Origin of the sequence: Pseudidiomarina donghaiensis (assembly GCF_900116895.1) — a bacterium.
GTDB classification, from domain to species: Bacteria; Pseudomonadota; Gammaproteobacteria; order Enterobacterales; family Alteromonadaceae; genus Pseudidiomarina; species Pseudidiomarina donghaiensis.
The window spans coordinates 67,749-92,920 of the sequence record NZ_FPCF01000003.1; the positions used below are offsets into that span (position 1 = coordinate 67,749).

26 protein-coding genes and 1 tRNA gene are annotated in these 25,172 nt (G+C 46.0%); 18 read left to right on the forward strand and 9 right to left on the reverse strand.

Annotation, left to right across the window (positions count from 1 at the left end; translation table 11 throughout):
• Positions 1–15: 15 nt before the first annotated feature.
• The 3 genes from BM334_RS07415 to tgt all read left to right on the forward strand — a co-directional run bounded on the left by BM334_RS07415 (position 16) and on the right by tgt (position 3,292).
• Entirely contained in the window at positions 16–921 is a 906-nt protein-coding gene (locus BM334_RS07415) for a hypothetical protein (RefSeq protein WP_092840236.1), read from the forward strand.
• A 154-nt stretch (positions 922–1,075) separates the two neighbouring features.
• Entirely contained in the window at positions 1,076–2,122 is a 1,047-nt protein-coding gene (gene queA, locus BM334_RS07420) for a tRNA preQ1(34) S-adenosylmethionine ribosyltransferase-isomerase QueA (RefSeq protein WP_092840239.1), read from the forward strand.
• Positions 2,123–2,176: 54 nt separating this feature from the next.
• Complete coding sequence (tgt, locus tag BM334_RS07425; protein ID WP_092840242.1) at positions 2,177–3,292, forward strand: tRNA guanosine(34) transglycosylase Tgt; 1,116 nt, start codon at positions 2,177–2,179, stop codon at positions 3,290–3,292.
• Here the strand turns inward: tgt and BM334_RS07430 are convergent.
• Positions 3,285–3,914 (reverse strand): MarC family protein, encoded by a 630-nt coding sequence (locus tag BM334_RS07430; protein ID WP_092840245.1) that lies wholly within the window; start codon positions 3,912–3,914, stop codon positions 3,285–3,287. The genes tgt and BM334_RS07430 overlap by 8 nt on opposite strands.
• Positions 3,915–4,266: 352 nt before the next feature.
• On the opposite strand from BM334_RS07430, the gene rpsU reads away from it, so the two are divergent.
• The 10 genes from rpsU (at position 4,267) to BM334_RS07480 (ending at position 13,013) form a co-directional block, all read left to right on the forward strand.
• Positions 4,267–4,482 carry a 30S ribosomal protein S21 gene (gene rpsU, locus BM334_RS07435; protein ID WP_034733010.1) on the forward strand — a complete coding sequence of 72 codons (216 nt, stop codon included), beginning with the start codon at positions 4,267–4,269 and terminating at the stop codon, positions 4,480–4,482.
• 153 nt (positions 4,483–4,635) lie between these two features.
• On the forward strand, positions 4,636–6,387 hold the full coding sequence (dnaG, locus tag BM334_RS07440; RefSeq protein ID WP_092840249.1) for a DNA primase: 1,752 nt from the start codon (positions 4,636–4,638) through the stop codon (positions 6,385–6,387).
• Between the two features lie 167 nt (positions 6,388–6,554).
• Positions 6,555–6,938: a DUF3192 domain-containing protein gene (locus BM334_RS07445; RefSeq protein WP_241970948.1), complete on the forward strand. Its 384-nt coding sequence runs from the start codon at positions 6,555–6,557 to the stop codon at positions 6,936–6,938.
• Positions 6,939–7,097: 159 nt separating this feature from the next.
• Entirely contained in the window at positions 7,098–8,942 is a 1,845-nt protein-coding gene (rpoD, locus tag BM334_RS07450) for an RNA polymerase sigma factor RpoD (protein ID WP_092840252.1), read from the forward strand.
• Positions 8,943–9,073: 131 nt separating this feature from the next.
• A complete protein-coding gene (locus tag BM334_RS07455; protein WP_092840255.1) occupies positions 9,074–9,868 on the forward strand; it encodes an amidohydrolase family protein in 795 nt (264 codons plus the stop codon).
• A 93-nt stretch (positions 9,869–9,961) separates the two neighbouring features.
• Positions 9,962–10,037, forward strand: a tRNA-Ile gene (locus BM334_RS07460).
• 24 nt (positions 10,038–10,061) lie between these two features.
• On the forward strand, positions 10,062–10,613 hold the full coding sequence (locus tag BM334_RS07465; RefSeq protein WP_092840258.1) for a YaeQ family protein: 552 nt from the start codon (positions 10,062–10,064) through the stop codon (positions 10,611–10,613).
• A gap of 154 nt (positions 10,614–10,767) precedes the next feature.
• Positions 10,768–11,190, forward strand: a complete 423-nt coding sequence (locus tag BM334_RS07470) for a hypothetical protein (RefSeq protein WP_092840261.1) — start codon at positions 10,768–10,770, stop codon at positions 11,188–11,190.
• A gap of 6 nt (positions 11,191–11,196) precedes the next feature.
• Positions 11,197–11,505 (forward strand): helix-turn-helix transcriptional regulator, encoded by a 309-nt coding sequence (locus BM334_RS07475; RefSeq protein ID WP_055439520.1) that lies wholly within the window; start codon positions 11,197–11,199, stop codon positions 11,503–11,505.
• A 161-nt stretch (positions 11,506–11,666) separates the two neighbouring features.
• Entirely contained in the window at positions 11,667–13,013 is a 1,347-nt protein-coding gene (locus tag BM334_RS07480; protein WP_198677368.1) for a sodium-dependent transporter, read from the forward strand.
• A 48-nt stretch (positions 13,014–13,061) separates the two neighbouring features.
• On the opposite strand, the gene BM334_RS07485 is transcribed toward BM334_RS07480, so the two are convergent.
• The 3 genes from BM334_RS07485 to BM334_RS07495 form a co-directional block, all read right to left on the reverse strand.
• Positions 13,062–15,248, reverse strand: coding sequence for an OsmC domain/YcaO domain-containing protein (locus tag BM334_RS07485; protein WP_092840265.1), 2,187 nt, complete (start codon positions 15,246–15,248; stop codon positions 13,062–13,064).
• Between the two features lie 236 nt (positions 15,249–15,484).
• On the reverse strand, positions 15,485–16,144 hold the full coding sequence (locus BM334_RS07490; RefSeq protein WP_092840268.1) for a LiaF domain-containing protein: 660 nt from the start codon (positions 16,142–16,144) through the stop codon (positions 15,485–15,487).
• A gap of 154 nt (positions 16,145–16,298) precedes the next feature.
• Complete coding sequence (locus tag BM334_RS07495; RefSeq protein ID WP_092840271.1) at positions 16,299–16,838, reverse strand: DUF3750 domain-containing protein; 540 nt, start codon at positions 16,836–16,838, stop codon at positions 16,299–16,301.
• A gap of 134 nt (positions 16,839–16,972) precedes the next feature.
• On the opposite strand from BM334_RS07495, the gene BM334_RS07500 reads away from it, so the two are divergent.
• Positions 16,973–17,164, forward strand: coding sequence for a hypothetical protein (locus BM334_RS07500; RefSeq protein WP_092840274.1), 192 nt, complete (start codon positions 16,973–16,975; stop codon positions 17,162–17,164).
• A 42-nt stretch (positions 17,165–17,206) separates the two neighbouring features.
• Here BM334_RS07500 and BM334_RS07505 read toward each other — a convergent pair whose 3' ends face one another.
• On the reverse strand, positions 17,207–17,701 hold the full coding sequence (locus BM334_RS07505) for an Mpo1 family 2-hydroxy fatty acid dioxygenase (RefSeq protein ID WP_092840278.1): 495 nt from the start codon (positions 17,699–17,701) through the stop codon (positions 17,207–17,209).
• A gap of 64 nt (positions 17,702–17,765) precedes the next feature.
• Here BM334_RS07505 and BM334_RS07510 point away from each other — a divergent pair, with 64 nt between their 5' ends.
• Positions 17,766–18,821 carry an AI-2E family transporter gene (locus BM334_RS07510; protein ID WP_092840282.1) on the forward strand — a complete coding sequence of 352 codons (1,056 nt, stop codon included), beginning with the start codon at positions 17,766–17,768 and terminating at the stop codon, positions 18,819–18,821.
• A 46-nt stretch (positions 18,822–18,867) separates the two neighbouring features.
• Here BM334_RS07510 and BM334_RS07515 read toward each other — a convergent pair whose 3' ends face one another.
• On the reverse strand, positions 18,868–20,040 hold the full coding sequence (locus BM334_RS07515; protein ID WP_092840285.1) for an ammonium transporter family protein: 1,173 nt from the start codon (positions 20,038–20,040) through the stop codon (positions 18,868–18,870).
• A 9-nt stretch (positions 20,041–20,049) separates the two neighbouring features.
• On the reverse strand, positions 20,050–20,388 hold the full coding sequence (locus BM334_RS07520; protein ID WP_092840288.1) for a P-II family nitrogen regulator: 339 nt from the start codon (positions 20,386–20,388) through the stop codon (positions 20,050–20,052).
• A gap of 286 nt (positions 20,389–20,674) precedes the next feature.
• On the opposite strand from BM334_RS07520, the gene rcsF reads away from it, so the two are divergent.
• Genes rcsF through glpQ form a run of 3 tightly spaced genes read left to right on the forward strand, consistent with a single transcriptional unit; the run spans position 20,675 to position 23,178 of the window.
• Entirely contained in the window at positions 20,675–21,037 is a 363-nt protein-coding gene (gene rcsF / locus BM334_RS07525) for an Rcs stress response system protein RcsF (RefSeq protein WP_092840291.1), read from the forward strand.
• 12 nt (positions 21,038–21,049) lie between these two features.
• Positions 21,050–22,093 (forward strand): cysteine synthase A, encoded by a 1,044-nt coding sequence (locus BM334_RS07530; RefSeq protein WP_092840295.1) that lies wholly within the window; start codon positions 21,050–21,052, stop codon positions 22,091–22,093.
• A complete protein-coding gene (glpQ, locus tag BM334_RS07535) occupies positions 22,075–23,178 on the forward strand; it encodes a glycerophosphodiester phosphodiesterase (protein WP_198677369.1) in 1,104 nt (367 codons plus the stop codon). Before BM334_RS07530 ends, glpQ begins: the two co-directional genes overlap by 19 nt.
• On the opposite strand, the gene BM334_RS07540 is transcribed toward glpQ, so the two are convergent.
• Positions 23,156–23,647: a GNAT family N-acetyltransferase gene (locus tag BM334_RS07540; protein ID WP_092840298.1), complete on the reverse strand. Its 492-nt coding sequence runs from the start codon at positions 23,645–23,647 to the stop codon at positions 23,156–23,158. The two genes, glpQ and BM334_RS07540, sit on opposite strands and share 23 nt — an antisense overlap.
• A gap of 1 nt (position 23,648) precedes the next feature.
• Positions 23,649–25,112: a RimK family ATP-grasp domain-containing protein gene (locus tag BM334_RS07545; RefSeq protein WP_092840301.1), complete on the reverse strand. Its 1,464-nt coding sequence runs from the start codon at positions 25,110–25,112 to the stop codon at positions 23,649–23,651.
• Positions 25,113–25,172 lie beyond the last annotated feature (60 nt).

Sequence of the window (25,172 nt, forward strand, 5' to 3'; positions counted from 1 at the left end):
TGTTAGGAGCTACTTATGTTACGCAAACAAGCACTTTCATTATCACTTTTGGCGTTAACTGTTGCCGGCTGTGCAACGGTAGTGGCGCAAGCTCAGCAAAATAGTGCCGCAACGCGCGATGCTTTAAAGCAAGAGCTTGAAGTAATGAATAGTATTTTTGAAACTAAATTAGCGCAGCAAAACGAAGCGAAGCAGCAGCGTCGTGGGCATTTTCGGTCGCAACGACTGAGCTACAATTACTTGGCTGGTCAAGGTGTTGTGTACCGGGTTAGTTTTGGCCGTCAGTTTGAAATTGATTTCGACGTTGATTTTGATTTTGATTTCGACGCGCCAATGCCGCCTGATGCACCAATGTCGGAAGTGATCATTGAACGACAAGTTATTGAAGGCGACATAGAAGAAATGGAAATGGCCTATCACCAAGTTGCGGAAGCCGGCCTAGAAGTGGGCGATTTGGTTCGTGACATGCATGATAAACGTCGAAAAGTTCGCGACCTTGAATTTGCCCTCAATAGTGCCGATGGCGCTGGGCGCAAAACCATCGAAGAGCAACTGAGCGCAGCCAAAGAGCAATTAGCGGCGGCGCGAACTAAATTGGAAGAACGCAAACAAGCATTGCGCGCTGCAAGTTCGGAAATACGTGAAAAACAAGCGCAACGTCGTGCTGAACGGGCGCAGAAACTGCAACAACAAGTCGATACGTTTGAACAAACGTTAGCAAACACGCTGTGTACCTATGGCTCAACGCTCAAATCGTTGCCTAATAATGAGCACATCAGTTTTGTACTGCAAGGAGCAGGCAAGCAAGACGCGGGAGGACGAGATAAAATTTATATTTTTAGCAAGTCGAGCCTAGTTGCTTGTCAAAAAAATAATGCAGCGAGTGATCTGTTGTCACAAGCGGTGACGTATTCATTTTAACCGATCTCCCTGATCGGTTGTCATCTCGTTTTTTGCGCGCCTACCTAGGCGCGCTTTTTTTTGTCTTTCATGATGCAAGCGACACCTTCAGTGCTTTTTTTCGACAGTTAAAAACGGTAAAGTACGCGCCAACTGAATAAGCGATGAAACTTCCATGAATGTAAAAGACTTTAGCTTTGACTTACCCGATGAATTAATTGCCCGCTACCCTCAGGCCGAGCGCAGTGCTAGCCGCTTGCTGTGTCTCAATGGCACCACGGGTGAGCTGGCGCATGAACAATTTAAAGATATTATCGCGCATATTAATTCGGGCGATTTATTGGTGTTCAATGATACTCGGGTTATTCCTGCGCGCTTGTTAGGCGAAAAGGTGTCGGGCGGTAAAGTTGAAGTATTAGTCGAACGCATTATTAACGAGCAGCGCGTGTTGGCGCACCTACGCAGCAATCGGTCACCAAAACCAGGTGCTAAGATGATTCTTGAAGGTGCAGTAGAAGTTGAAATGGTAGGACGCCAGGATGCACTGTTTGAATTGCAATTTAATACTGCAGAGCCGGTACTTCAAGTACTTGAGCAGTACGGCCATATGCCGTTGCCGCCGTATATTGACCGGCCTGACGAAGACAGCGACCGTGAGCGCTATCAGACGGTATACAACAAGAAACCTGGCGCTGTTGCAGCGCCAACGGCGGGTTTACACTTTGACGACGCTATATTAAGCGAGCTACAAGCCAAAGGTGTCGAATTTGCTTACGTAACGCTGCACGTGGGCGCGGGTACGTTTCAGCCGGTGCGTGTGGACAATATCGAAGAGCACCACATGCACAGCGAGTATGCTGAAGTGCCACAAGAAACAGTTGATGCCATCGCTGCTGCGCATGCACGCGGTAATCGCGTTATTGCTGTGGGCACGACCTCGGTTCGCTCGTTGGAGTCGGCGGCACAAGCGGCTAAACAGCAAGGGCTGTCGTTGCAACCATTCTTTGCTGACACCGATATATTTATTTATCCAGGGTACGAGTTTCAGCTAGTAGATGCCATGATCACGAATTTTCACTTGCCTGAGTCGACACTGATTATGCTGGTATCAGCCTTTGCGGGTCGTGACCATGTATTGAATGCATATCAACAAGCCGTGCAAGAGCGCTATCGTTTCTTTAGTTACGGCGATGCAATGTTTGTGACCCGAACTGCGCGCTAAGGTATACTAGGCGCCTCGGACTGTTTTTCCGTGAATTGATAAATCGGTGAATAAATGAAATTTGAATTATTAAAAACCTCGGGCAAAGCGCGCCGAGGTCGTATGGTCTTTGATCGTGGCGTGGTAGAAACGCCAGCCTTTATGCCGGTAGGCACAGCCGGTACTGTGAAAGGTATGACCCCTGAAGAAGTGAAAGCAACCGGTGCGCAAATTTGTTTGGGCAACACCTTTCACTTAATGCTGCGTCCAGGTACGTCAATTATTAAGCAGCATGGCGATTTGCATGACTTTATGAATTGGGACAAACCCATTCTGACCGATTCAGGCGGCTTCCAAGTATTCAGCCTAGGCGAATTGCGTAAAATCACTGAGGAAGGCGTTACCTTTCGTTCACCAATCAATGGCGAAAAGATTTTACTGACCCCTGAAAAATCGATGGAAGTGCAGCGTGATCTTGGTTCCGATATTGTCATGATATTTGATGAGTGCACACCGTATCCTGCAACCCAAGCCGAAGCTCGTAGCTCAATGGAGTTATCATTACGTTGGGCTGAGCGCTCAAAGGCGGCGCATGGCGACAACCCGTCTGCATTGTTTGGTATTATTCAAGGTGGCATGTACGAAGAGCTACGAACCATTTCCTTAGAAGGCCTGACCAACATTGGTTTTGATGGCTATGCCATTGGTGGTTTGTCAGTCGGTGAGCCAAAAGAAGACATGATGCGGGTACTGGATTACATTACGCCGCAAATGCCTACCGATAAACCACGCTATTTAATGGGCGTCGGTAAACCAGAGGATTTGGTTGAAGCTGTGCGCCGTGGTGTTGATATGTTCGACTGTGTTATGCCGACTCGTAACGCCCGCAATGGTCATTTGTTTGTCAGCAATGGCGTGGTAAAAATTCGCAATGCAGTTCACCGCACAGATACTGGGCCGCTAGACCCTGAATGTGATTGCTATACCTGCCAAAATTACTCACGGGCCTATTTGCATCATTTAGACCGTTCAAATGAAATGCTCGGTGGACGTTTGAACACCATTCATAACTTGCACTTTTATCAGAAAGTCATGCAAGACTTGCGCGATGCCATTGAAAACGATCGCCTAGAAGATCACGTCGCTGAATTTTATGCGAAACGTGGTTTGGAAGTACCCGCGCTTAAATAGCGCGGGCAATATCTAAAATGTAAGGCTTGATGCCGGCGAAGAAAAACTCGACGGCAATCAACATCACAATTAAACCCATCAAGCGCATTAAAATCTTACTTCCACTGCGACCGAGCTTTGCCAGTAATTGGCGGCCAGTAGCCAACACAAACGCGGTTAAAATACATACCGCAATAATTGCCGCAAATAAACTGACGGTGTTTGAGGTTGCGGGGCTTTCCTGAATAAACAAGATAACCATTGTAATGGCGCCGGGGCCTGCGACCATAGGAATGCCAATGGGGGTTACCGCCACGTCTGAGCCAAAGTCACTCTCGGTTTCGCCATCTACGCGTTTTGGTACCGTCCGCCCGCGTAACATTTCAAAGCCCATCACGAAAAATAAAATACCGCCGGCCACACGAAGACCATTCACCGAAATACTAAAAAAGCTAAAAATAGCCTCGCCAATTAAGGCAAACACACAGAGCGCAATACATGCCGTAATAGAAGCGCGCATGGCAACCCAGCGAGCAGCCTTAGGCGTCATTGCTTCTGTTAGCGCAATGTATATAGGAATGGCAGCGATGGGGTTAATCATTGTGAATAATGACGTGAATTGGAATAAAAAGGTATCTAGCATCGTAGGCTCCGGTCAAAGATGCGGCGGTGAGAGGCATATAGTGTACAAATTAATCACCGAAACTGCATGATTTTTATTATTATTTTAGACCACGCTAAAGTAAGCGACAATAACTGTCGCAGGGGTGTGGCATACTGATATTGTTATGTTTTCATAACGCTCTTAGAGGCGTTGCCGCACCCCATGCAAGTCCTGTTTCAGCCTGTCTTGCAGTGGCAACGCCTCTATCCCACCAAATTGGCATACTTCCCTTATTAAAATTGATCTTAGGCTTTACATCAGGATCTGAAGTCGCTACAATTCAGCACCAATTTTAACCCAACAACCGAATTTTCATTGAGGTGAGATTTTAATGCCAGTTGTTAAAGTAAAAGAAAACGAGCCGTTTGACGTAGCTTTGCGTCGCTTTAAGCGCTCTTGCGAGAAAGCAGGTGTATTATCAGAAGTTCGTCGTCGTGAATTCTACGAGAAGCCAACTTCAGAGCGTAAGCGTAAGAAAGCAGCTGCAGTTAAACGTCACGCGAAAAAATTGTCGCGTGAAAATGCACGTCGCACTCGTCTGTATTAAGACACTGGTACCGTAGCGGCACAGCCGACAGCGGTGTCACTACAACACAGACCTCGAAGAGCCGGATTGAGTTTTCTCATTCCGGCTTTTTCTTTATAATCAGTTCATATTTATTCAATTTGAACTTATGTGCACCTAAGCACCGGGCAGGCCATGGCAGGTTTAATTCCTAAGAGCTTTATTCACGATTTAATTGAGCGCGCAGACGTTGTTGAACTTGTGGATAGCCGTGTGCCATTGAAAAAAGCAGGCCGAAATTACCAAGCTTGTTGCCCATTTCATAATGAAAAATCGCCAAGCTTCACGGTTGCGCCCGACAAACAGTTTTATCATTGCTTCGGTTGCGGCGAGCATGGTAATGCGCTTGATTTTTTGATGAAGTTTGACGGCTTAGAATTTCCGGAAGCCGTGGAAGAACTGGCACACATGCTGGGCCTTGAAGTACCCCGAGAAACCAGTTCAAATCCGGCTGCAGATGCGCGCAAGCGTGCTCAAGAAAGCAGTGATTATGAACAAATGGAGCTTGCTGCGAAATTTTTCGCACACCAACTGCGGCAACATTCAAACAGCACTCGTGTTATTGAGTATTTGAAAGGCCGCGGTTTAAGCGGTGAAATTGTGAAGCAATTTCAAATTGGCTACGCGCCAGATGGCTGGGACAGTCTCTTAAGTTCGCTAGGCAAAGATCAGCGCAGCAAAGATCAGTTAGTGGCTCTAAAGCTTGTGAATCGTAATGATCAAGGCCGCTATTATGATTTCTTCCGCGATCGGGTGATGTTCCCTATACGTGATCGCCGTGGTCGTGTGGTTGGTTTTGGCGGACGTATTCTTGAAGGCGACGGCCCCAAATATTTAAACTCTCCAGAAACACGTATCTTCCATAAAGGCCGCGAATTATACGGCTTTTATGAAGCTCGTCAGGCCAACCGAGAGCTGCAACAAGTGGTTATTGTGGAAGGGTATATGGACGTGGTGGCGTTGGCGCAGGCTGGCATTAGCTACGCAGTAGCCTCACTCGGAACAGCAACCACAACCGAGCAACTGCAAATGTTGTTTCGCGCCACCAGAAAGGTCGTTTGCTGCTACGACGGCGATCGCGCCGGTCGAGATGCTGCCTGGCGAGCCTTAGAGAACGCCTTACCATTGCTAAACGACGGTATTGAGCTGAGCTTTTTGTTTTTACCGGACGGAGAAGACCCTGACACCTTAGTGCGCAAAGAGGGTGCTTCAGCTTTTACGGAACGTTTAAACCAGGCGCAAAGTTTTACGGATTACTTTTTTGCTCACCTAACAGAAACCATTGATGTGCAGTCAGACGCAGGTAAGTCACTATTATTAAAGCAGGCTAAGCCGCTGATAGAACGTGTAGCTAGTGAGTTTTACCGCGACACGCTCATGGAGCGTTTAGCGCGCTTGTTACGGCGTGAAACCTCGCAACTTGCAAGCCAGATTAAAGCGCCAACGGCCGCCAAGGCACCGCAAGATGGACTGAAAATGACGCCCATGCGAAGAGCTATCGGGTTATTGGTACAGCACCCCTACCTAGGCCAAGAAATTCCGCTGCATCATGAACTTCGCGGCTTAAAACAGCCCGGTATTGAGTTGTTGCTTAAACTACACGAACAAACCCAAGCACAAGCTTTAACCAGTGCTCAGTTGCTCGAATTGTGGCGCGGCGAGCCTGAAGAAAAAGCACTGCGTCAACTCGCTCGTTGGCAACATCACCTAGAGACCGACCGGGTCAATCAAGAATTTTTTGATATTTTTGCGTACTTCATTGATCAATTTGTTGAACAGCGAGCCAATGAACTTCTTGAGAAAGAACGCACAGCACCTCTCAACCGCACGGAAAAGCAAGAGTATTTAACCTTGCTGCAATACCTAAAAGATCGTGAAAAACGCTAATTAGTTGTGATTTACGAAATTCCAAGGCGCGCAGCAATCTATAAAAAGACTTTATAAACAACAAGATACAATATTGGCACATGGTTTGCATTAAACCACATGAAGACTAAATGAAATAACCATTTAAAATTCAACAGTGCTAATTAAATTAACAACAGGAGTACCCCATGCACTATATGAAGAGTTTAGCTGTCGCGTCGGTCGCAGTGTTATCGCTAGGTTTGCAAGGTTGTGTTATTGCCGTCAACGGCGATGGTGAAGAATACACGACAAGCAGTTATGAAAGCCAGGAAGAGAATAACCGCGAAGCCATTGCTTCATTTACCGATGGTATTGAGTTAGCGGCCGTGCAAAAAGAGATGGGCACACCTAACTTTTCAGACTTGGTTACGGTAGACGGTGTTCGTTACCGCGTGCTTTATTATCGTACGCACCGTAAGCATGCTGATGGCAATACCACCCGTGATGAATGTACGCCATTAGTGTTTGCAGACGGCGTGTTAATTGGTACGGGTGAACTTGCGTTAGAGCGTATTCCACAGAATAACTGATTAAATTCTGGCTCAAATCGACAGTATCTGCTACAATTTCCGGTCTTGAATTTTATACCTCACGCACTTATATAAAGGCTGAGCTAAAAAGTCTTTTCATTAAGTCGCCGTAAGTTTAAGACCGGTTACTTTTCTATTTAAAACAGGTGGTAGATCTGTATGCAGCAGAGTCGTCAATCACAGCTCAGGCTTCTTATTGCCAAAGGCAAGGAGCAAGGTTATCTCACTTTCTCGGAAGTGAACGATCACCTACCTTCTGAGATCGTTGATTCGGATCAAATCGAAGACATCATCAGCATGATCAATGACATGGGTATTAAGGTGTTTGAAAACGCACCTGATGCTGATGAATTGATGATGAGCGAAGATACAGCTGATGAAGACGCAGCTGAAGCCGCCGCGCAAGCATTGGCGAGCGTGGATGGTGAGTTGGGTCGCACCACAGACCCAGTGCGTATGTATATGCGCGAAATGGGTACCGTTGAGCTGTTGACTCGCGAAGGTGAAATCGACATTGCGAAGCGCATTGAAGATGGTATTAATCAGGTTCAATGTTCGGTTGCGGAATATCCAGAAGCAATCAATTTCTTATTAGATCAGTGGGACACTTGTGAAGCCGAAGAAATGCGTCTAACCGACATCATTTCAGGCTTTATCGATCCTAACGAAGTAGACGAAGCCCCTGTTGCAGCGACGCACATCGGTTCAGAACTCAGCGAAGATCAACTTGAAGACGAAGATGATGACGTTGATGACGACGACGACGATAGTGATGATGATGCGAACGAAGGTGGTATTGACCCAGAATTTGCCCGCCAAAAATTTGGCGAGCTACGCGATCAGTATGAAAAAACCCGTAAAGCGATAAGCAAGCATGGTCGTGATCACGCAAAAGCACGCACTGAAATCGAAGCGCTAAGCGACTTGTTTAAACAGTTCCGTTTGGTACCAAAGCAGTTTGATCGCTTGGTGAAAGATATGCGCGACATGATGCATCGTGTGCGTGTGCAAGAGCGTTTAATCATGAAAATGTGCGTTGAGCAGGCGAACATGCCAAAACGTAATTTCATGAAGCTGTTCGCAGGTAATGAAAATAGCGTGGCATGGCTTGATCAAGCCATTGCCGATGGCGAAGCTTATTCTGAGTCATTAAGCACTCTGAAGCCAGAGCTTGAGCGCTGCATTCATAAGCTTGCAGAAGTTGAAGTTGAAACTGGCTTAACCATTGCGAAAGTTAAAGATATCAACCGTCGTATGTCTATCGGTGAAGCGAAAGCACGCCGAGCGAAAAAAGAAATGGTTGAAGCAAACTTGCGTTTGGTTATCTCCATTGCGAAAAAATACACCAACCGTGGCTTACAATTCTTGGACTTAATTCAAGAAGGTAACATTGGTTTGATGAAAGCCGTTGATAAGTTTGAATACCGTCGCGGTTATAAGTTCTCAACCTATGCAACTTGGTGGATTCGTCAGGCGATTACTCGTTCAATTGCAGACCAAGCGCGTACCATTCGTATTCCGGTGCACATGATCGAAACGATCAACAAGTTGAATCGTATTTCGCGTCAAATGCTACAGGAAATGGGCCGTGAGCCAACGCCAGAGGAATTATCTGAGCGTATGGTGATGCCAGAAGACAAAATTCGCAAAGTATTGAAAATTGCTAAAGAGCCTATCTCAATGGAGACACCGATTGGTGACGACGAAGATTCGCATCTTGGTGATTTCATTGAGGACACAACCCTCGACTTGCCAGTTGATTCTGCCACCGCAGAAAGCTTGCGTAATGCCGTTCGCGAGGTACTTGGTGGCTTAACTCAACGTGAAGCAAAAGTGCTACGTATGCGTTTCGGTATTGATATGAATACCGACCACACTTTGGAAGAAGTTGGTAAGCAATTTGACGTCACCCGTGAACGAATTCGTCAGATTGAAGCGAAAGCATTACGTAAATTGCGTCACCCAAGCCGTTCAGAGCAGCTCAAGTCGTTCCTCGACGAATAAGCCTGTAAATAATCTGAACGTTTGTAGGTAAAAAACGTCTTAAGAAGCTCTAGCCCTTGCGGTTAGGGCTTTTTTATTTTTAGCGCGAATTTTGTTAAAATAACGCCTAACTTCGCTGAAAAGGATGAAATATGATCGCAGTTGATCAGAACAACACCGAAAAACAGCAACCGCGTCGAATTATCGATGCCCATTTTCATATCTACAACGACTCGTTTCCGTTGATAGAGAATCAAGGCTTTCTGCCTGCACCGTTTTCCATTGAAGATTATAAGTATCGTACGCAAAACCTAAACGTCGTAGGTGGCGTGATAGTTTCTGGCTCTGTGCAGGGCTTTGACCAAAGCTATTTGAAGTCAGCATTGGCCGACATGGGCGATCAGTTTGTCGGAATAACAAACTTACCGAGTAGCGTATCAGACGAAGAAATTCTGAAGCTTCGCGATCACGGCATTCGTGGTATTCGGGTAAATCTCAAACGTGGCGTTGTGAGTGGTTTAGATAACTTGGTCGATTTTGGTCTGCGCATCTGGGACTTAGCCGGTTGGCACCTCGAAATGTACGTCGACAGTCGTGAACTTGACGAAGTGGTTCCTAAGCTACTAAAACTTCCGAAGGCCTCCGTTGATCACTTGGGTATGGCGCGCTCAGGTTTGTCGCAAGTGCAAAAACTGGCCGAGAATGGTGTACACATTAAGGCGAGTGGCTTTGGGCGTACCGAAGTTGATGTTGCGAAGGCGGTAAAGTCGCTGTACGCCATTAATCCAGACTGTTTGATGTTCGGTACCGATTTACCATCAACGCGCGCTGAGCGTCCGTTCAATGTGCGTGACATTGAAACTGTGTGCGAAGCCTTAGCCGATGACCAGGCTATTGATAAAGTGTTTGCCGGCAATGCGGCAGACTTTTACCATATAAACCTGTAAAAAAACCCCGTTTGGGGTCATGACAAGCGGGCCGAAATTTCATATACTTGCGCCCGCTTTGTTAATCCGAAGGGATTAACCACCTTCCTGAATGGCCCCTTAGCTCAGTGGTTAGAGCAGCCGACTCATAATCGGTTGGTCCCCAGTTCAAATCTGGGAGGGGCCACCATGAATCCAACCTCTTGGAACTCAAATGGCACTGCAAGCAACTCCATATAAAATCACTCTCGATATTTCTGATACCGATCGTGGCGTTTATGAAAGCGTAAAGTTTACCGTTGCCCGTCATCCGTCTGAGACAGAAATTAGACTCGCCTCGCGTATATTAGCTTACGCAATTTTCTACCACCCACAGCTAGCTTTTGGGCGCGGCCTTTCTGATAGTGATGAAGCTGCTTTGTGGGAGATTGATTTAACGGGAGAGATACAGCATTGGATTGATGTTGGTCAACCCGATGCGGAGCGTGTCATTAAAGCTAGCCGCCGAGCACCACAAATGTCGGTGGTCGTTTATGGCAACGCACGATTATGGCGAGAAAAAACAATCCTACAGTTTGGACATTTAGATAATGTGCGTGTGCTAGCTTTAGCACAAGAAGAATTAGCCATTATTGCTGCCAAGTTGACACGATCAACACATTGGGGCGTAATGATTAGCGATGCCCAGTTGTATATTAGCGACGGTGATCAACAAATGCCCCTGCCGTTAGAGTGTTGGCATGGTGAACTACCAACTGCGCCATAATATTGCCAACGTCACTTGTGAACAGTAAAACCGAGCAGTGTCGTGTCACTGTCATACGACAATGGTGCAACTGACGCTTAACTGTCGTCACACATTGCAGTAGGCCATGCTGTAATACGGTTATCTAAACTTGATAACTGCGAAGGAAATACCTATGACCACTTCAGATATGACCAAACCCAATCACAGTGTTAGCTTCTTTGATATTGGCGACCATGTTATTCGCGTGGAAGCATCCTATTTAACCGGCAAAGAATCTGTTTATGTCGACGATAAGCTAATTTCTGAAAAACTAACCTGGCGCTTTACCTCAGAACACAACTTTGAGTTAGAGGGCAAGCAGATAAGAGTACGCTTGAAAGTAGGGAACCTATTCACGGGGCCAGTTTCAATTACCTTGTGGGTAAATGGCGAAGAAATTGACTCAGATGTTTGGAATATGAAGCGTATTCTAAAAACCACAGGCAGCAGCCAAAATTGGTGGAAAACCATACTTACTATTTTTGTCTTAGGGCTTATTGGCGGTGTTATCGGCTATTTTATTGGCGGCGCTTTAGCCACTGCGTTAAAAGGGTAAGTTACCATGCAATTGAACGGTTCATTTATTCGTGAAACGCGCACTGAGCGAGGCTGGACGCAGCAACAGCTCGCCGATATTTGTGGTTTGAGTTTACGTACTATTCAACGGGTCGAGCTGCATGGTATTGCCTCGCTTGAAACCAGTAAGGCGCTAGCGAGTGCTTTTGAAATTGAGCGTACTGAGCTTGAACAATTGGAGCCAACTAACGTTCAGCCGAAAGCGAATTTGTCTGCGATGCCAATGTGGTTATTAGCCATGACATTTATATCCGGCCTTTTAACTGGGATGGTTGCTATTAAGTTGCTGACATAGCCCTCCTTACACTTGAGCAGCCATGAACGGCTGCTCACCCTTTTTTCTTTGATATCTGTCAAACAAGTCTATTCATTCGGTTAAAAAATCTCTAAAGTGTAGCCACGACTTTTTTCGGGTCTGTTTCATATTATAAAAAGATAATAACGAGCTAATAAATTATGACGGCAATGACAGAGAACCGTGGATCTTGGGGATCAAAAATCGGGTTTATTTTCGCTGCAGCAGGTTCTGCAGTTGGGTTGGGTGCTATTTGGAAGTTTCCATACATTGCTGGTGAGAACGGCGGTGGGGTGTTTCTTCTGGTTTATTTAGCCTGCGTATTTAGTGTGGGCGCTGTCATGATGTTGTCAGAAATGATGATTGGCCGACATGCCAACAAATCAGCGACATCAGCATATCGCGCACTTGGTGGCGGTAAGTGGCATTACGCCGGTTGGATTTCGGTGTTGTGTGTGTTTCTTATTCTTGGCTTTTATTCGGTTGTCGGCGGCTGGACTATCGCCTATGTGTTCGAAGCTGTACGCGGTGATGTCTTGACTACTGACGGAGCCGAGCTAGAAGCGGCGTTCACCAGCTTCATTGGCGCGCCATTACCGGCCATGGTTTATACCTTCTTATTCTTGTCGATCACCGCGGGTATTGTTATTGCCGGTGTGCAATCAGGCATTGAGCGTATTTGTAAAATTCTCATGCCGACCTTGTTTGTGCTGATGCTATTTTTAGTGGTGCGCAGCTTAATGCTACCGGGTGCCATTGACGGCTTGATGTATTTAATTACGCCAGAGTGGTCAAAGCTAAGCATGCGTATGGTGCTTGATGCACTGGGCCTAGCGGTATTTTCATTGTCAGTGGGTGCTGGCTTGATGATTGCCTATGGCTCATACTTGGGTAAAGAAACACGGGTGATCAACTCAGGTCTGTGGATTGCCTTTCTAGCGATTATGGCGTCAATTCTGGCTGGCTTAATGATTTTGCCGGCGGTATTTGCCTTTGACGTTGACCCAGCGGCAGGCCCAGGTTTGACCTTTATCACCATGCCAGCGTTGTTTGCGCAAATGGCTGGTGGCCAGTTCTTAGCCATCGTCTTTTTCTTATTGTTGTTGTTTGCTGCAATTACCTCGTCTATTTCTATTCTTGAGCCGGTGGTTGCTTTCTTGATTGACGAATACAACATTGCCCGCAAAAAAGCCACGTTATGGGTCGCTGGCACTAACTTTTTAGTGCTAGGTATTCCAGCCGCGTTGAGCTTTGGTGCTATGGCCGAAGGCATTAGTATTTTTGGTAAAACGCCGTTTGATATTATGGACTTTATCGCCTCGAATATTCTCATGCCGTTAGGCGGCATGCTCGCGGCAGTATTTGTCGGCTGGCGCATTTGGCCGGTTATTCGTGGTGAACTTGAAAAAGAGTGCCCGAACTGGTGTATCAAAGTCTTCCGTTTTATTGCCGGTATTATGTCGCCGGTATTAATTGCGGCGGTAGCTTATTTCTTAATCTTTGCCTAAGCGTACTTAGGGTTAAAAAAAACGGGCCTATTTGAAAGGCCCGTTTTTTTATGCAGTTGCTTTTGCTGCGCGTGCAGCATGTAGTTTTTTATAGCTTTCAATCAACCGCAAATGTCGATCTAATCCTTCAAGCTTCATGCTGGTTGGGGTTAGGCCTGGGAAGCGCACGCTGCCGTCTACCGCGCCGACCACTTCTGCCATGGTGTGTTCACCAAACATGCGGCGGAAATTCGGCAAATAGTCATCTAACTGCATCTCATCATCTAATTCAATTTCTAACACGGCACTGACTGCACGATAGAATAAACCGCGCGCAACGGTGTTCTCGTTATACTGCAAGAACGCTTCAACCAGCTCGTAGGCTTCTTCATGGCGGCCTAAGGCTAAGTAAATTAACAGCTTCAGTTCAAGAATGGTTAGCTGGCCCCAAACCGTATTCTCATCAAACTCAATACCAATTAAGGTAATAATATCAATGTAGTTATCCAACTGGCTTTCTTCGAGGCGCTCAACCAGTGAACTTAACTGCTCGTTGTTTAAACGATGCAGATTGAGAATATCTTCGCGGTAATCCAGAGCTTTGTTGGTGTTATCCCAAACTAAGTCTTCAATTGGGTAAACTTCTGAGTAACCTGGCACCAAAATGCGGCATACGGGGGCACCAAGCTCGGTATAAACTGCCATGTAAGCTTCTAAGCCGAGCTGGCTTAAAATACCAAATAAGTTATCGGCTTCTTCTTGGTTTGTGCCTGAGAAATCCCATTGGCAAAATTCGTAATCGCTACGCGCGCTGAAGAAGCGCCATGAAATCACTCCAGAGGAGTCAATAAAGTGTTCGACAAAGTTATTGGGCTCGGTAACCGCCATACTATTGAACGTCGGTGGCATAAAGTCGTTTAGCCCCTCAAAACTCCGGCCTTGTAGCAGTTCGGTAAGGCTTCGCTCTAATGCCACATGAAAGCTTGGGTGTGCGCCAAAAGAAGCAAATACACCACCCGTGCGAGGGTTCATCAATGTGACACATGCTACCGGGAACTGGCCACCTAATGACGCGTCTTTCACTAATACAGGAAAGCCTTGCGCCTCAAGTGCTGCCACAGCCTCGACAATTTCTGGATACTGCGCTAAAACCTCGGCGGGAACATCCGGCAAAGCAATCTCTTGCTCAATAATTTGCTTTTTTACCGCGCGCTCAAAAATCTCCGACAAACATTGTACTTGCGCTTCAGGCAAGGTGTTGCCGGCACTCATCCCGTTACTTAAATAGAGGTTCTCAATAAGATTTGACGGAAAATAAACCGTTTCACCGTCAGATTGGCGCACAAACGGAAGCGCACAAATACCGCGGTCGCTGCGCCCCGAGTTGGTGTCAATTAAGTGAGAACCTTGCAGCTCATCATCGGGATTGTAAATGGGCAAGCAGTAGTCATCTAATAGCCCCTCTGGAAGGCTATCTTCGTCGTTTAACGCAAACCATTTTTCATTCGGATAATGAACAAATTCGGCGTTGGCAATGTCTTGCCCAAAAAACTGATCGTTATAGAAGAAATTACAGTTTAGCCGCTCAATAAACTCGCCAAGCGCAGATGCCAAGGCGGCCTCTTTGGTAGCGCCTTTGCCGTTGGTGAAGCACATCGGCGAGGCCGCGTCGCGTATATGCAGTGACCATACGTGCGGGACGATATTGCGCCATGACGCGATTTCAATTTTCATGCCTAAATCGGCAAGTATTTGCGTCATATTGGCGATGGTTTTTTCAAGCGGTAGGTCTTTGCCTTCAATGTAAGTTAATGAGCTGCCTTCTGGCTTGCCCATGAGCAAGGCCTGCGCGTCTTCATCAAGGTTCTCGACGACCTCGATTTGGAATTCTGGGCCCGTTTGCACAACTTTCTTTACGGTACAGCGGTCAATTGAACGCAATATGCCTTGACGATCTTTCTCTGAAATATCTTCCGGCAATTCGACCTGAATTTTAAAAATTTGGTTGTAGCGGTTTTCCGGGTCAACAATGTTGTTTTGTGACAGACGAATATTCTCGGTTGGAATATCGCGCGATAAACAATAAACCTTCACGAAATAAGCGGCGCACATAGCCGATGACGCCAAAAAATAGTCAAACGGGCTTGGCGCGGAGCCGTCGCCTTTATAGCGAATAGGCTGATCGGTGATGACCGTAAAGTCATCAAACTTCGCTTCAAGACGCAGGTTATCGAGAAAGTTTACTTTTATTTCCATGACAAAATAGACCACTGATTGAAAATTCGGCGGCTATTATCGCGTTTTTAGCGGCAATTGTCTTGGTCAATTATTTATTTGCAAATGAGAATCGTTCTCATTAGGCTGTGTGTTGGACACGGGGGATGTATGCAACACACACGTATTAAGTTAACTCTATTTGCATTAATGGCTTTGCCGCTGGCATTTCATATTGTGCTTATTGTTGGCACGGTTCTACTTAGCGGCAACTCGCATTAATTGTTCGCTTTAGGCATACCTAAAGCTTCACGCATGCTATTGGCAAAGGCGACAAACTTTTCTTTCATGGTGCGTTTTACCGACACTTCTAGCGAGCCCAATACAGAATAGCCAGTAATGGTTATTTGTGGTGCCTGACGGTTAGCAATAGATGGTGCACGGTTTTCAGATGAACCAATAATATTGAACATGCGAGTCGTTACATTCACGTTTTCGGGAACATAAATATCTAGACTGCCTAAAACGTTGGCGACATTAACTTCAACGTGCTGGTGCTGAAAAATAGCATCAGTAAAGTCTAATTTTGCCGAGCCGACAATATCAACCACGTGAATTTTCTTTGGCACAACCCATTGTCCTTCGCGCACATTTGAGCCCAAAATACTGATGAGCTTGTCATCTTCCTCGGCTTGGCCTGCACTATAGTTTGGGGTAAACGAACGCTCTTTTTGCGCGTCATATTTTGAATCCGCTTCCAGCGGTAGGTCTTCAACAAGGTCAACTAATTGCCGATGTGACTCGGTTGCCATGGCTTCATCAAGCCGGCGCTCGAAAGCTTCGGCAGAGATAATGGCGTGGCTGTAGTTCACTATAAGTTTATCAACTGTTTCTTCGCGAACTTGTTCGATAGGGCGATCTTCTAACTTCACTGGCATGATGAATTCCTTGTGTTCGTTGTTATTGACTATAGCGGAATACCATGCAATTTCTAGACCATATTTTTTATGCTTTATAATTCAATGAGTTATATTCTTAAAGATTATTTCGTTTAGCGTGTTTTGCAAAAAAGTGGCGAAAACAACGACCATATCATAGGTCGTTGTCTGCATAGCCGCTACCAATAGCACTAAACGGTAATTGCAGCCCAAGCTCTGGCACTTGCAGGCCTATCCAGGCTGGAAATGTGTTGCTGTTAGGGCCGGGTACCGCTTCGTATTCATTAGCCCAAGGGTATCGAGTTACGGCTTCGTTAATTCTCGGAATTAGCGCTGCTGCTTGCTCGCCTTGAAGCGATAATATTTTTTCGGGCTTGGCACCATACCAATAGCGATCCGGCGTTGCAGTTTGGTAACTATATAGCGCTGGCTGTCCACGATTGACGCGCCAACCCACCACTTCATGAACGGTATATTCAGCCGCACCTTCTGGTTTTACGGCAATCCATGTGTGCACGGCAAACCAACCACGCCACCCAAAGGCATCTGCAGCGTATACTTCGATAACAGCTGCTTTTTCAGTCGTTGGGTGTGGAGCAATACCTGCCGGTTCTCGTGACGCGGTGCGCCAGTCTCCAGACGAGCATGCGATAAGTAGCGCACAACTGATGAATATAATTAAATTTTTTACCATTAACATTCCTATAAAAGCGTTCAATGTAATACTGCTACGTTGCAATCGTCACATTTGTTCAATTCGTGAACTATACTTATTCCTGCTTAGGGTGCATTTGATTATTTGTGCTTTAGCCTAAGTGGAGGTGAATTATGCGCATTGCAATGATAATAATCATCGGACTATTTTTGCTTGGATGCTCACAAACACCTAGCTCAAATGCAGGTACCAAAACTGTGGTTGATGCAACTTATATTGCGTCGGTAGAGCAAGCAGCTCAGAAGTCTGCTGTTGATGTCATATGGGTAAACCCACCAACCAAACAAGTGAAAGAAAACAACTAAACGTTAGAAGCCACAACAACAGATGTTGTGGCTTCTATTTTTTTATTTTGCGAATCGCGCCTCAATATCGCGGTGTAGTTGCTTTTTGCCACCCAAAAAGAATACGACTTCGGCAACGACAAACAGGGGGCCTATGGCTAGTCCCATAATATCATCAACAAAGGCTGGTTTTTTGCCTTCGAAATAATGACCGACAAATTGAAATATCCAACCAACAACAAACAGGCCAATACCCCAAATTAGCCATGTACCGGTTGGTAGCAACGCAATATGGCTGGCAAGCCAAACCGCGAGACCAAGGAGTACCGTCATAAGTATGCCAAGCATGACATCAAGTTTTAAGTAAAACAGCGCGGCAGCGGCACTAACTAAGATAGCTGGAGATAGCATCACATCTAGAACGGTCCATGAGGGGCGTGACAATAAGATGAGTATGGCGACGACAATCATGGGTATGCCGATTAAATGGGTCATAATATTACGGCTATCGCGGTGATAAGCAGCATAACCCGCTAAATGATCTGTGATTGTTTTCATAACTTGCTCACTGGTTGTTTTGTTGACAATATTAACCCGATTCTAACAAAGAACAAGGACTCCCATGCGAGAACAACTTGAACGTCGTTCGTTTTTGATTTTATTAGCAGCGGTAACCATCGCTTTTGGCTTTATTCTGGAGCCATTTTGGTCGGCCATCTTTTGGGCCTGTGCGGTGGCTGTCATTTTTTCACCGCTACAAAGTTTCCTTTCGAAAAAAATTGGTGAGCGGCCCAATCTTAATGCGCTGATAACCTTAACCATTTGCATGCTGATTGTTGTAATTCCAGTTATCTTTCTCAGTATGGCGTTTGTGCAAGAAGGTATTCAGTTGTATCAGCGCATCGACTCAGGGGAAATTGATCCGAAGCAGATGTTATTGCAATTGCGAGATGCTTTTCCGGTGGTTGATAAACTACTAGTTGAGTTAGGTATTAATCCCAATGACATTCGTGAACAAGTGACTTCTGCAGTTCAGGCTGCTTCGAAATTTTTAGCAAAAGAAACCTTGGCGATAGGGCAGAACACCTTTAGCTTTTTTATTAGCTTAGCGTTAATGATGTACCTTACGTTTTTCTTATTACGCGATGGCTCAAAACTGAAAGAGCTGCTCATTAAAGCCCTACCAATTGGTGATGAGCGCGAGCATGCACTATTTCAAAAGTTCGTTGAAGTCACCCGAGCGACAGTCAAAGGGAACCTAGTTGTAGCTATTGTGCAAGGTGCTTTAGGCGGCATTATATTCTGGATTTTAGATATTCCAGCCCCCTTGCTGTGGGGCGTGATTATGGCCTTTTTATCGCTGATACCAGCGGTTGGCGCGGCACTTGTTTGGTTTCCTGCAGGTTTGTATTTATATGCAACCGGGGCATGGGTTAGCGCGACGGTATTAATGGCTTACGGGGCTATTATTATTGGTTTAGCTGATAATGTATTGCGGCCCATTTTGGTTGGTCGCGACACAAAGTTACCGGACTATGTGGTGCTGTTTTCAACCATCGGTGGTATATCGTTATTTGGTATTAATGGTTTTGTTATTGGGCCCTTGGTCGCAGCATTGTTTATGGCTATGTGGCAGATTTTTATGACCGATTTTAATCACCACACCACCGACAATTAAACATAGATGAAGGGCTGCCGTGGCAGCCCTCATTTGCTTGAACAAGTTATCGGCCCTTGGCTGAAACAAACTCCGGATAGGCTTCGACACCGCACTCGGCGATGTCAGCCCCCGTATATTCATGTTCGACACCTAGGCGAATGCCGAATGCTCTATTTAGAAACCACCAAATAATTAAACTGCAGCTAAATACCCAAGTAAAGATAACTGCGGCGCCAATAAGCTGACTGGTTAAACTTGCACTCGCCGAAGTTAGAGCAACACAGACTAAGCCGTAAATGCCCACCACGCCATGCACTGAAATTGCACCCACTGGGTCATCTATTTTTAATCTATCTAAAGCAACAATGGACAACACAACAATGACACCAGCGCCGCAACCAATAAGGGTTGCACTAAGCGCACTTGGCGCGGCCGGCTCTGCAGTAATCGCAACAAGGCCGGCAAGCACGCCATTTAATATCATGGTTAAATCTGCTTTTCGCCAAATGAGTCGGGTTATCAAAAACGCTGCTAAAGCGCCGCCAGCTGCCGCCATATTTGTATTGAGAAAGATAGTTGCAACGCTATCGGCATTCTCAATGTTATGAATGGTTAACTGCGAGCCGCCATTAAAGCCAAGCCAGCCAAACCACAAAATGAGGGTGCCTAAGCTTGCCAGCGGCATGTTAGCGCCAGGTATCGGGTAAATTGCGCCACTATGACCGTATTTGCCTTTCCGTGGGCCAAGTATAAGCACCCCAGCCAGCGCCGCCGCGGCGCCGGCCATATGTACCACACCTGCGCCAGCAAAATCGATAAATCCTAGCTGGCTGAGGAATCCACCGCCCCATACCCAGCTGCCCGAAACTGGGTATATAACGGCTGTCATGATGACCGCGAAAATAAGAAACATCGATAGCTTCATGCGCTCGGCAACTGCGCCTGAAACAATTGACATTGCCGTTGCAACAAAGACTAACTGGAAAAAAATGTAAGCCTTGGGAGCATAGCCAGAAGGCGTACTGTCGCCATACATAATTTGATAACCGACGTTGAGAAAGCAAATACACGCCAAAGCGTATAGCAAAATATTCTTCACCAAAATTTCAGTGGTGTTTTTGCTACGAACGAGCCCGGCTTCGAGCATCGAAAAACCAGCCGCCATCCACATCACTAAGGCGGCGCTGACTAAAATGAAAAGCGTATCGATTGCATAGTTAAGTTCTGTTAAAGACATGATGAACTCCTAAACTGCAAAACGGTCGATTTCGCCGGTGCGAATACGTATGACCTTGGAAAGTGGCGTAACAAATATTTTGCCGTCACCGGTGTTGCCGGTATGGGCCGACTCTTGAATGGCATCAATAACGGCTTCAACTTGCTCATCAATGACGGCAATATCAATGCGAATTTTAGGGAGAAAATCGATACGGTATTCGGCTCCGCGATAGAGTTCTGTGTGGCCCTTCTGGCGACCAAATCCCCGTACTTCAGTAATAGTCATACCTTGGCATCCAAGTTCTTCAAGTGCTGCGCGCACGTCACTTAGCTTTGCGGGCTTTATAATGGCGATAATAAGTTGCATAGTGGCTCCTAAGTTTGATCATGACCTAAGCATGGTCCAGACTTAGTCAAGCAATTGCCGTGCCAATAAATTTCGTCGAAAAGTGACTAAAAAAACCGGAAATGCACAAATTTTGCACTGATTTGGTGCATGAATGCACGATATTGGGTAAGTTTTTGCGGCGGCTTAGTTTGTTGCCCGAGGCATGTGGTTTAAGCGCAGATAACTTATAATAAATCAATCTTTACAAGATGCTGCAAGCCCCGTAATGTATGGATCATACACGCTCGAGCTTTAAGGTTGCGCCATGAAAATCGTTTCTGTTGTTCTCGTTATTTTTGCCTTAGTGGGCTGTGCAACGAATCAGCCAAGTGAGCGAGGTTCAAATACCGCCGCGGCCGATTCAGTTGAATTTATGCGGCCGTATGAATTGTCTCGCACAGATGTCAGCGTAATTAGCCTTGGTGACGTGGAAGGGCGATCGTGCCAAGCAAATATCTTTGACGATAAACCAAGCCAAGAACAAGCTATTGTGCTGCTGAAAGTTGCAGCAGCAGAATTAAGCGCAAATCGTGTCGTCTTACGTACATGCCGTGAAGAAAAAACAGACTCGTGCCGCGCTAGCTGGGTTTGTCATGGACAAGCTTTGCAAGTTGAACCGTTACGTTAGGAAGGAGTTTTCATGCAAGTAGCCAAGCGTTCTGCTGAGTTAATTGGGCAAACAGACTTATTGCGATTGAACGCATTATCTGACCTAACTGGCTGCGAAATTTTCGTGAAATTAGAGTCACAAAACCCGGGTGGCTCGATTAAAGATCGCGCCGCCCTGCAAATTATTACCGACGCGTTAAAAAGTGGCGAACTTGAGCCAGGCATGACGGTGGTGGAGGGCACTGCGGGGAACACTGGTATTGGCTTAGCTTTGGTTGCACGGTCGTTTGGTTTGAACATGTTGGCGGTGATGCCAAATGATCAGAGCAAAGAAAAAGAACGCATGATCACCTTGCATGGGGCGCAGCTAAAAACTGTTGACCCAGTGCCGTTCAAAAACGAAAACCATTTTTACCACACGGCGCGGCGCTTGGCTGAGCAACGCGATGACTACTGGTGGGCAAACCAATTTGAGAATACCAGCAATGCTCAAGCGCATTATCTCACAACCGGCCCAGAAATATGGGACCAGACCAAAGGAGAGGTCGATATTTTCGTTTCGGTTGCAGGAACAGGCGGAACTATTGCTGGTAACTCGAGATATTTAAAAGAGCGGAATCCTGATCTGCAAGTGTGGCTGGCCGATCCTGATGGTTCCGGTATATATAGCTATTTAAAAACCGGCGAGTATGTAAGCCAAGGCAGTTCGTTTACCGAAGGCATTGGCATCATGCGTTTGGTTGAGAATTTCAAACAAGCGCACATTGATGCGGCTGTTAACTTACCTGATGCCGATCTGGTCACCTTATCGCGTTATATGGTTGAACAAGAAGGTTTGGTGCTAGGTAGTAGTTCGTGCTTAAACGTGGCGGGAGCCTTGCAAGCAGCGCTGCTGCATGGCCCGGGTAAAACCATTGTTACTTTTGCTTGTGACTTAGGTGAACGTTCGGCCAGCAAGCTATACAATAAAGAGTACTTGCAACAGCGTGGTGTTCGTACCGAGCCTGAACCCATTCAAGAGCTGTTAGCGCGTTATCGAGATCAAGGTGAGCAGGTTTGGTACAAGCAATCTTAAAACCCGGTAAGATGACAGTCGTTTTTGCAGCCTTAATAGTTTGGGCAACGACTTCACTTGCTGCTGCGCAAGAAACTGCGCAAGAAATACTTGAGTTACCAACACGTGAGCAGCCTTCTCGCGAGCAAACAATACCGGAGCTTTCAAAGCCGGAGTCGTTACGTCACTCGCTAACTATTATTGCGCATCGTGGGGCATCTGGGTATGCCCCTGAACACACCCTTCCTGCTGTGGCTATAGCTCACGCGCAACATGCAGACTTCATTGAACAAGACGTGGTACTAACGCGAGATCACGTGCCTGTTGTACTGCACGACTTGCGGTTAGATGCAGTGACCAATGTAGCTGATGTTTTTCCGGAAAAATATCGTCCAGATGGTCATTATTATGTCATGGATTTTTCGTTTGCAGAGTTACAACAATTGAAGGTAAACGAGCGGCGCAATAAAGACGGTAAGCAGCGTTACCCAGATCGATTTAGCAGCAAACTCGGTCATTTCCATATCATGTCGTTAGCGCAGCAAATAGAACTTATTCTTGGGCTTAACGCGAGCAGCGGTCGTGATACGGGAATTTATGTTGAGATGAAAAGTGCTCGCTGGCACAAAAAACAAAATTATGACCTCGTGGAATCAACTATGGGTGTGTTGGCTCGCTATGATTTTACCCAAGTTGATACGCCAGCACCGATATATTTGCAAAGCTTTGACCCAGAAGTGTTACGCCGGTTAAAGCGGGAGTTTCGAACTGAAATTCCGCTGATTCAGCTAGTTGCTGAGAATAGTTGGAATGAAAGTGACATTGATTACGATATGATGCGCACTGCAGCTGGTTTGGAGACATTGCGAAGCTATGCGTCCGGAGTTGGAGTGTGGTTAAATCATATTTTTTTAGGTTTTGATGATCACGGCAATCCGCAGTTTTCAGATATTGTCAAACATGCTCATGCTGCCGGGTTACTCGTTCATGTTTACACCCTGCGCGCAGATGACTTACCTGAAGGTGTTGCAAGTTATCAACAGCTTAAAACGTGGTTAACTGAGCTTGGCGTAGACGGTATTTTTACCGATTTTCCAGACCGTTAGCCTCTGACCACAAGCTTAAGCGCATGCGGTAGCCGTCGGTGCCGTCATCATAGTAGTCGGGAAGCACGTCAACGACCGCAAAATCATACTTCTCATAAAGCTTTATCGCAGGAGTATTATCTGTTTTCACTTCAAGGCTGAGCGCACTAGCACCGTGCTGTTTGGCGGTAAAAATAGCGAATTCAAGCAACTGTTTACCAATACCTAAACCACGAGCTGCTGGCGCGGTAGCTATTGAGTAAAGTCGCCAGATACGACTGTTGCGGCGTGTAAGCAGTAGTAAGTAGCCCATTAAGGTGCCATCGCACTCACATAAATAAACATGTGCTGAGTGGGCGTTTATTAATCGCTTGAAGCTTTTGGGCCCCATTCGGCTGTAATCAAAACAACGACTTTCAAGAGCAACAAGCGCTGCGACATCAGCGCTTGTTGCTTCGCGAAAGTGACAGTTTGTGGTTACTGTACTCATGTTATTTTTCATCAAGGCGACGGGCAAAGTCGCGCATAATAATGTGGTATAGCTCGTCACCTAACAGCAAATCTTCAACCCCAGCGTCAATCGAAGGGTTGTCGTTTATCTCAATGATAACTGGACCTTTGGGTGTGACCTTCATGTCGACACCATACAAACCATCACCAATAAGACGCGTGGCTTGTAACGCCGTGCGCACTACGTCTTTCGGTACCTGATGCACACCTACAGTTTCAAAACCACCAGACTTAGCTCGGCTGGTTGAGCTCGCATGGTTGTATATTTGCCAATGATTACGCGCCATAAAATATTTACAGGCATAAATTGGTCGGTTGTTTAAAATACCGATACGCCAGTCAAAGTCAGTTTTTACAAACTCTTGCGCAAGCAAAATCGTTGATTTATTAAATAACTCTGCAGCAACGCGACGAAATTCTTGCTCATTTTCGGCTTTTTCAACGCCAATAGAAAATGAACCATCTGGAATTTTTAGAACCACTGGATAGCCTAAACGCTCACCAATTTTTGCGTAGTCAAGTTCTTGTTGGCTAAGCAGCAATTCGGTGCGTGGTGTAGGAATATGGTGCTTGTCTAAAAGTTCTTTCAAAAATACTTTGTTGGCACATTGCAAAATAGAATGCGGTGCGTCAATAACCACCATGCCATTGGCTTCTGCTTTTTTTGCAAAATGGTAGGTGTAATGGTTTATTCGTGTTGTTTCACGAATAAATAAGGCGTCAAACTCCAATAATCGATTGTAGTCTTCAGCCGTAATCAGCTCGGCTTCAATATCAGCCTCTTTGGCTGCTTTAATAAATTTTTGCAGCGCTTTCTTATCGCTCGTAGGAATCGGTTCATTAGGGTCATGCAAAATTGCCAAATCGTAGCGGTACTCTTTGGGTGCGCGTGCTTTGCGCCAAACGCGTTTGCTAAAACTATCCAAGGCATCACCAAAAAAGGTTTGTTGGTCGTCAGACAAGTCTGGTAGTGCGCCTGCAATCAATTGATTAATAAACCAACGGCCTTGATAACTAAACTCCACCCAAATGATGGGGCATGGGTAGCGGTCAAATATCTGTCGTGCAAAGTTACTCAGCAATGGTTGTTCTGTTTGTCCAAAGCAAATCAGCACACGAACGGACTTTTCTTTGTCTGCGGCGCTTAGAAATTTATTCAGTGCTTTGTCAGTATTCGCCAGTAACAACTGATAATGGTTGAAGTTGGCTAAGTCGTTAATTGTTGTCACCGACGGCAGTACGCGCTGCCCCCTAGCTTCTGCTAACAAGCTAACGTAATAGCCGGTCGATAAATAGCTTAAATCGCCGCATAAATTGAGGATTTGAGTGCGACTTTTACTTGATGTTTGAAGTAAGTATTCACTAGCGGTAACGGTTGACTGGCTAGGGTAATACGGCTGCCAGTCGGTGATGTCATCAAGAATGATTAAAGCTGAGTTTTGCATGATTGCTCCAATGCTAATTTGCCGCGCATTTTTAGCTTAATTTAACCAAAACACAATAGC

What these genes read in the sequence shown, in the direction of transcription:
- BM334_RS07415 (WP_092840236.1), top strand. Translation starts at nt 16, where the DNA reads ATGTTACGCAAACAAGCACTTTCATTATCACTTTTGGCGTTAACTGTT.
- queA (WP_092840239.1), top strand. Translation starts at nt 1,076, where the DNA reads ATGAATGTAAAAGACTTTAGCTTTGACTTACCCGATGAATTAATTGCC.
- tgt (WP_092840242.1), top strand. Translation starts at nt 2,177, where the DNA reads ATGAAATTTGAATTATTAAAAACCTCGGGCAAAGCGCGCCGAGGTCGT.
- BM334_RS07430 (WP_092840245.1), bottom strand. Translation starts at nt 3,914, where the DNA reads ATGCTAGATACCTTTTTATTCCAATTCACGTCATTATTCACAATGATT.
- rpsU (WP_034733010.1), top strand. Translation starts at nt 4,267, where the DNA reads ATGCCAGTTGTTAAAGTAAAAGAAAACGAGCCGTTTGACGTAGCTTTG.
- dnaG (WP_092840249.1), top strand. Translation starts at nt 4,636, where the DNA reads ATGGCAGGTTTAATTCCTAAGAGCTTTATTCACGATTTAATTGAGCGC.
- BM334_RS07445 (WP_241970948.1), top strand. Translation starts at nt 6,555, where the DNA reads ATGCACTATATGAAGAGTTTAGCTGTCGCGTCGGTCGCAGTGTTATCG.
- rpoD (WP_092840252.1), top strand. Translation starts at nt 7,098, where the DNA reads ATGCAGCAGAGTCGTCAATCACAGCTCAGGCTTCTTATTGCCAAAGGC.
- BM334_RS07455 (WP_092840255.1), top strand. Translation starts at nt 9,074, where the DNA reads ATGATCGCAGTTGATCAGAACAACACCGAAAAACAGCAACCGCGTCGA.
- BM334_RS07465 (WP_092840258.1), top strand. Translation starts at nt 10,062, where the DNA reads ATGGCACTGCAAGCAACTCCATATAAAATCACTCTCGATATTTCTGAT.
- BM334_RS07470 (WP_092840261.1), top strand. Translation starts at nt 10,768, where the DNA reads ATGACCACTTCAGATATGACCAAACCCAATCACAGTGTTAGCTTCTTT.
- BM334_RS07475 (WP_055439520.1), top strand. Translation starts at nt 11,197, where the DNA reads ATGCAATTGAACGGTTCATTTATTCGTGAAACGCGCACTGAGCGAGGC.
- BM334_RS07480 (WP_198677368.1), top strand. Translation starts at nt 11,667, where the DNA reads ATGACGGCAATGACAGAGAACCGTGGATCTTGGGGATCAAAAATCGGG.
- BM334_RS07485 (WP_092840265.1), bottom strand. Translation starts at nt 15,248, where the DNA reads ATGGAAATAAAAGTAAACTTTCTCGATAACCTGCGTCTTGAAGCGAAG.
- BM334_RS07490 (WP_092840268.1), bottom strand. Translation starts at nt 16,144, where the DNA reads ATGCCAGTGAAGTTAGAAGATCGCCCTATCGAACAAGTTCGCGAAGAA.
- BM334_RS07495 (WP_092840271.1), bottom strand. Translation starts at nt 16,838, where the DNA reads ATGGTAAAAAATTTAATTATATTCATCAGTTGTGCGCTACTTATCGCA.
- BM334_RS07500 (WP_092840274.1), top strand. Translation starts at nt 16,973, where the DNA reads ATGCGCATTGCAATGATAATAATCATCGGACTATTTTTGCTTGGATGC.
- BM334_RS07505 (WP_092840278.1), bottom strand. Translation starts at nt 17,701, where the DNA reads ATGAAAACAATCACAGATCATTTAGCGGGTTATGCTGCTTATCACCGC.
- BM334_RS07510 (WP_092840282.1), top strand. Translation starts at nt 17,766, where the DNA reads ATGCGAGAACAACTTGAACGTCGTTCGTTTTTGATTTTATTAGCAGCG.
- BM334_RS07515 (WP_092840285.1), bottom strand. Translation starts at nt 20,040, where the DNA reads ATGTCTTTAACAGAACTTAACTATGCAATCGATACGCTTTTCATTTTA.
- BM334_RS07520 (WP_092840288.1), bottom strand. Translation starts at nt 20,388, where the DNA reads ATGCAACTTATTATCGCCATTATAAAGCCCGCAAAGCTAAGTGACGTG.
- rcsF (WP_092840291.1), top strand. Translation starts at nt 20,675, where the DNA reads ATGAAAATCGTTTCTGTTGTTCTCGTTATTTTTGCCTTAGTGGGCTGT.
- BM334_RS07530 (WP_092840295.1), top strand. Translation starts at nt 21,050, where the DNA reads ATGCAAGTAGCCAAGCGTTCTGCTGAGTTAATTGGGCAAACAGACTTA.
- BM334_RS07540 (WP_092840298.1), bottom strand. Translation starts at nt 23,647, where the DNA reads ATGAGTACAGTAACCACAAACTGTCACTTTCGCGAAGCAACAAGCGCT.
- BM334_RS07545 (WP_092840301.1), bottom strand. Translation starts at nt 25,112, where the DNA reads ATGCAAAACTCAGCTTTAATCATTCTTGATGACATCACCGACTGGCAG.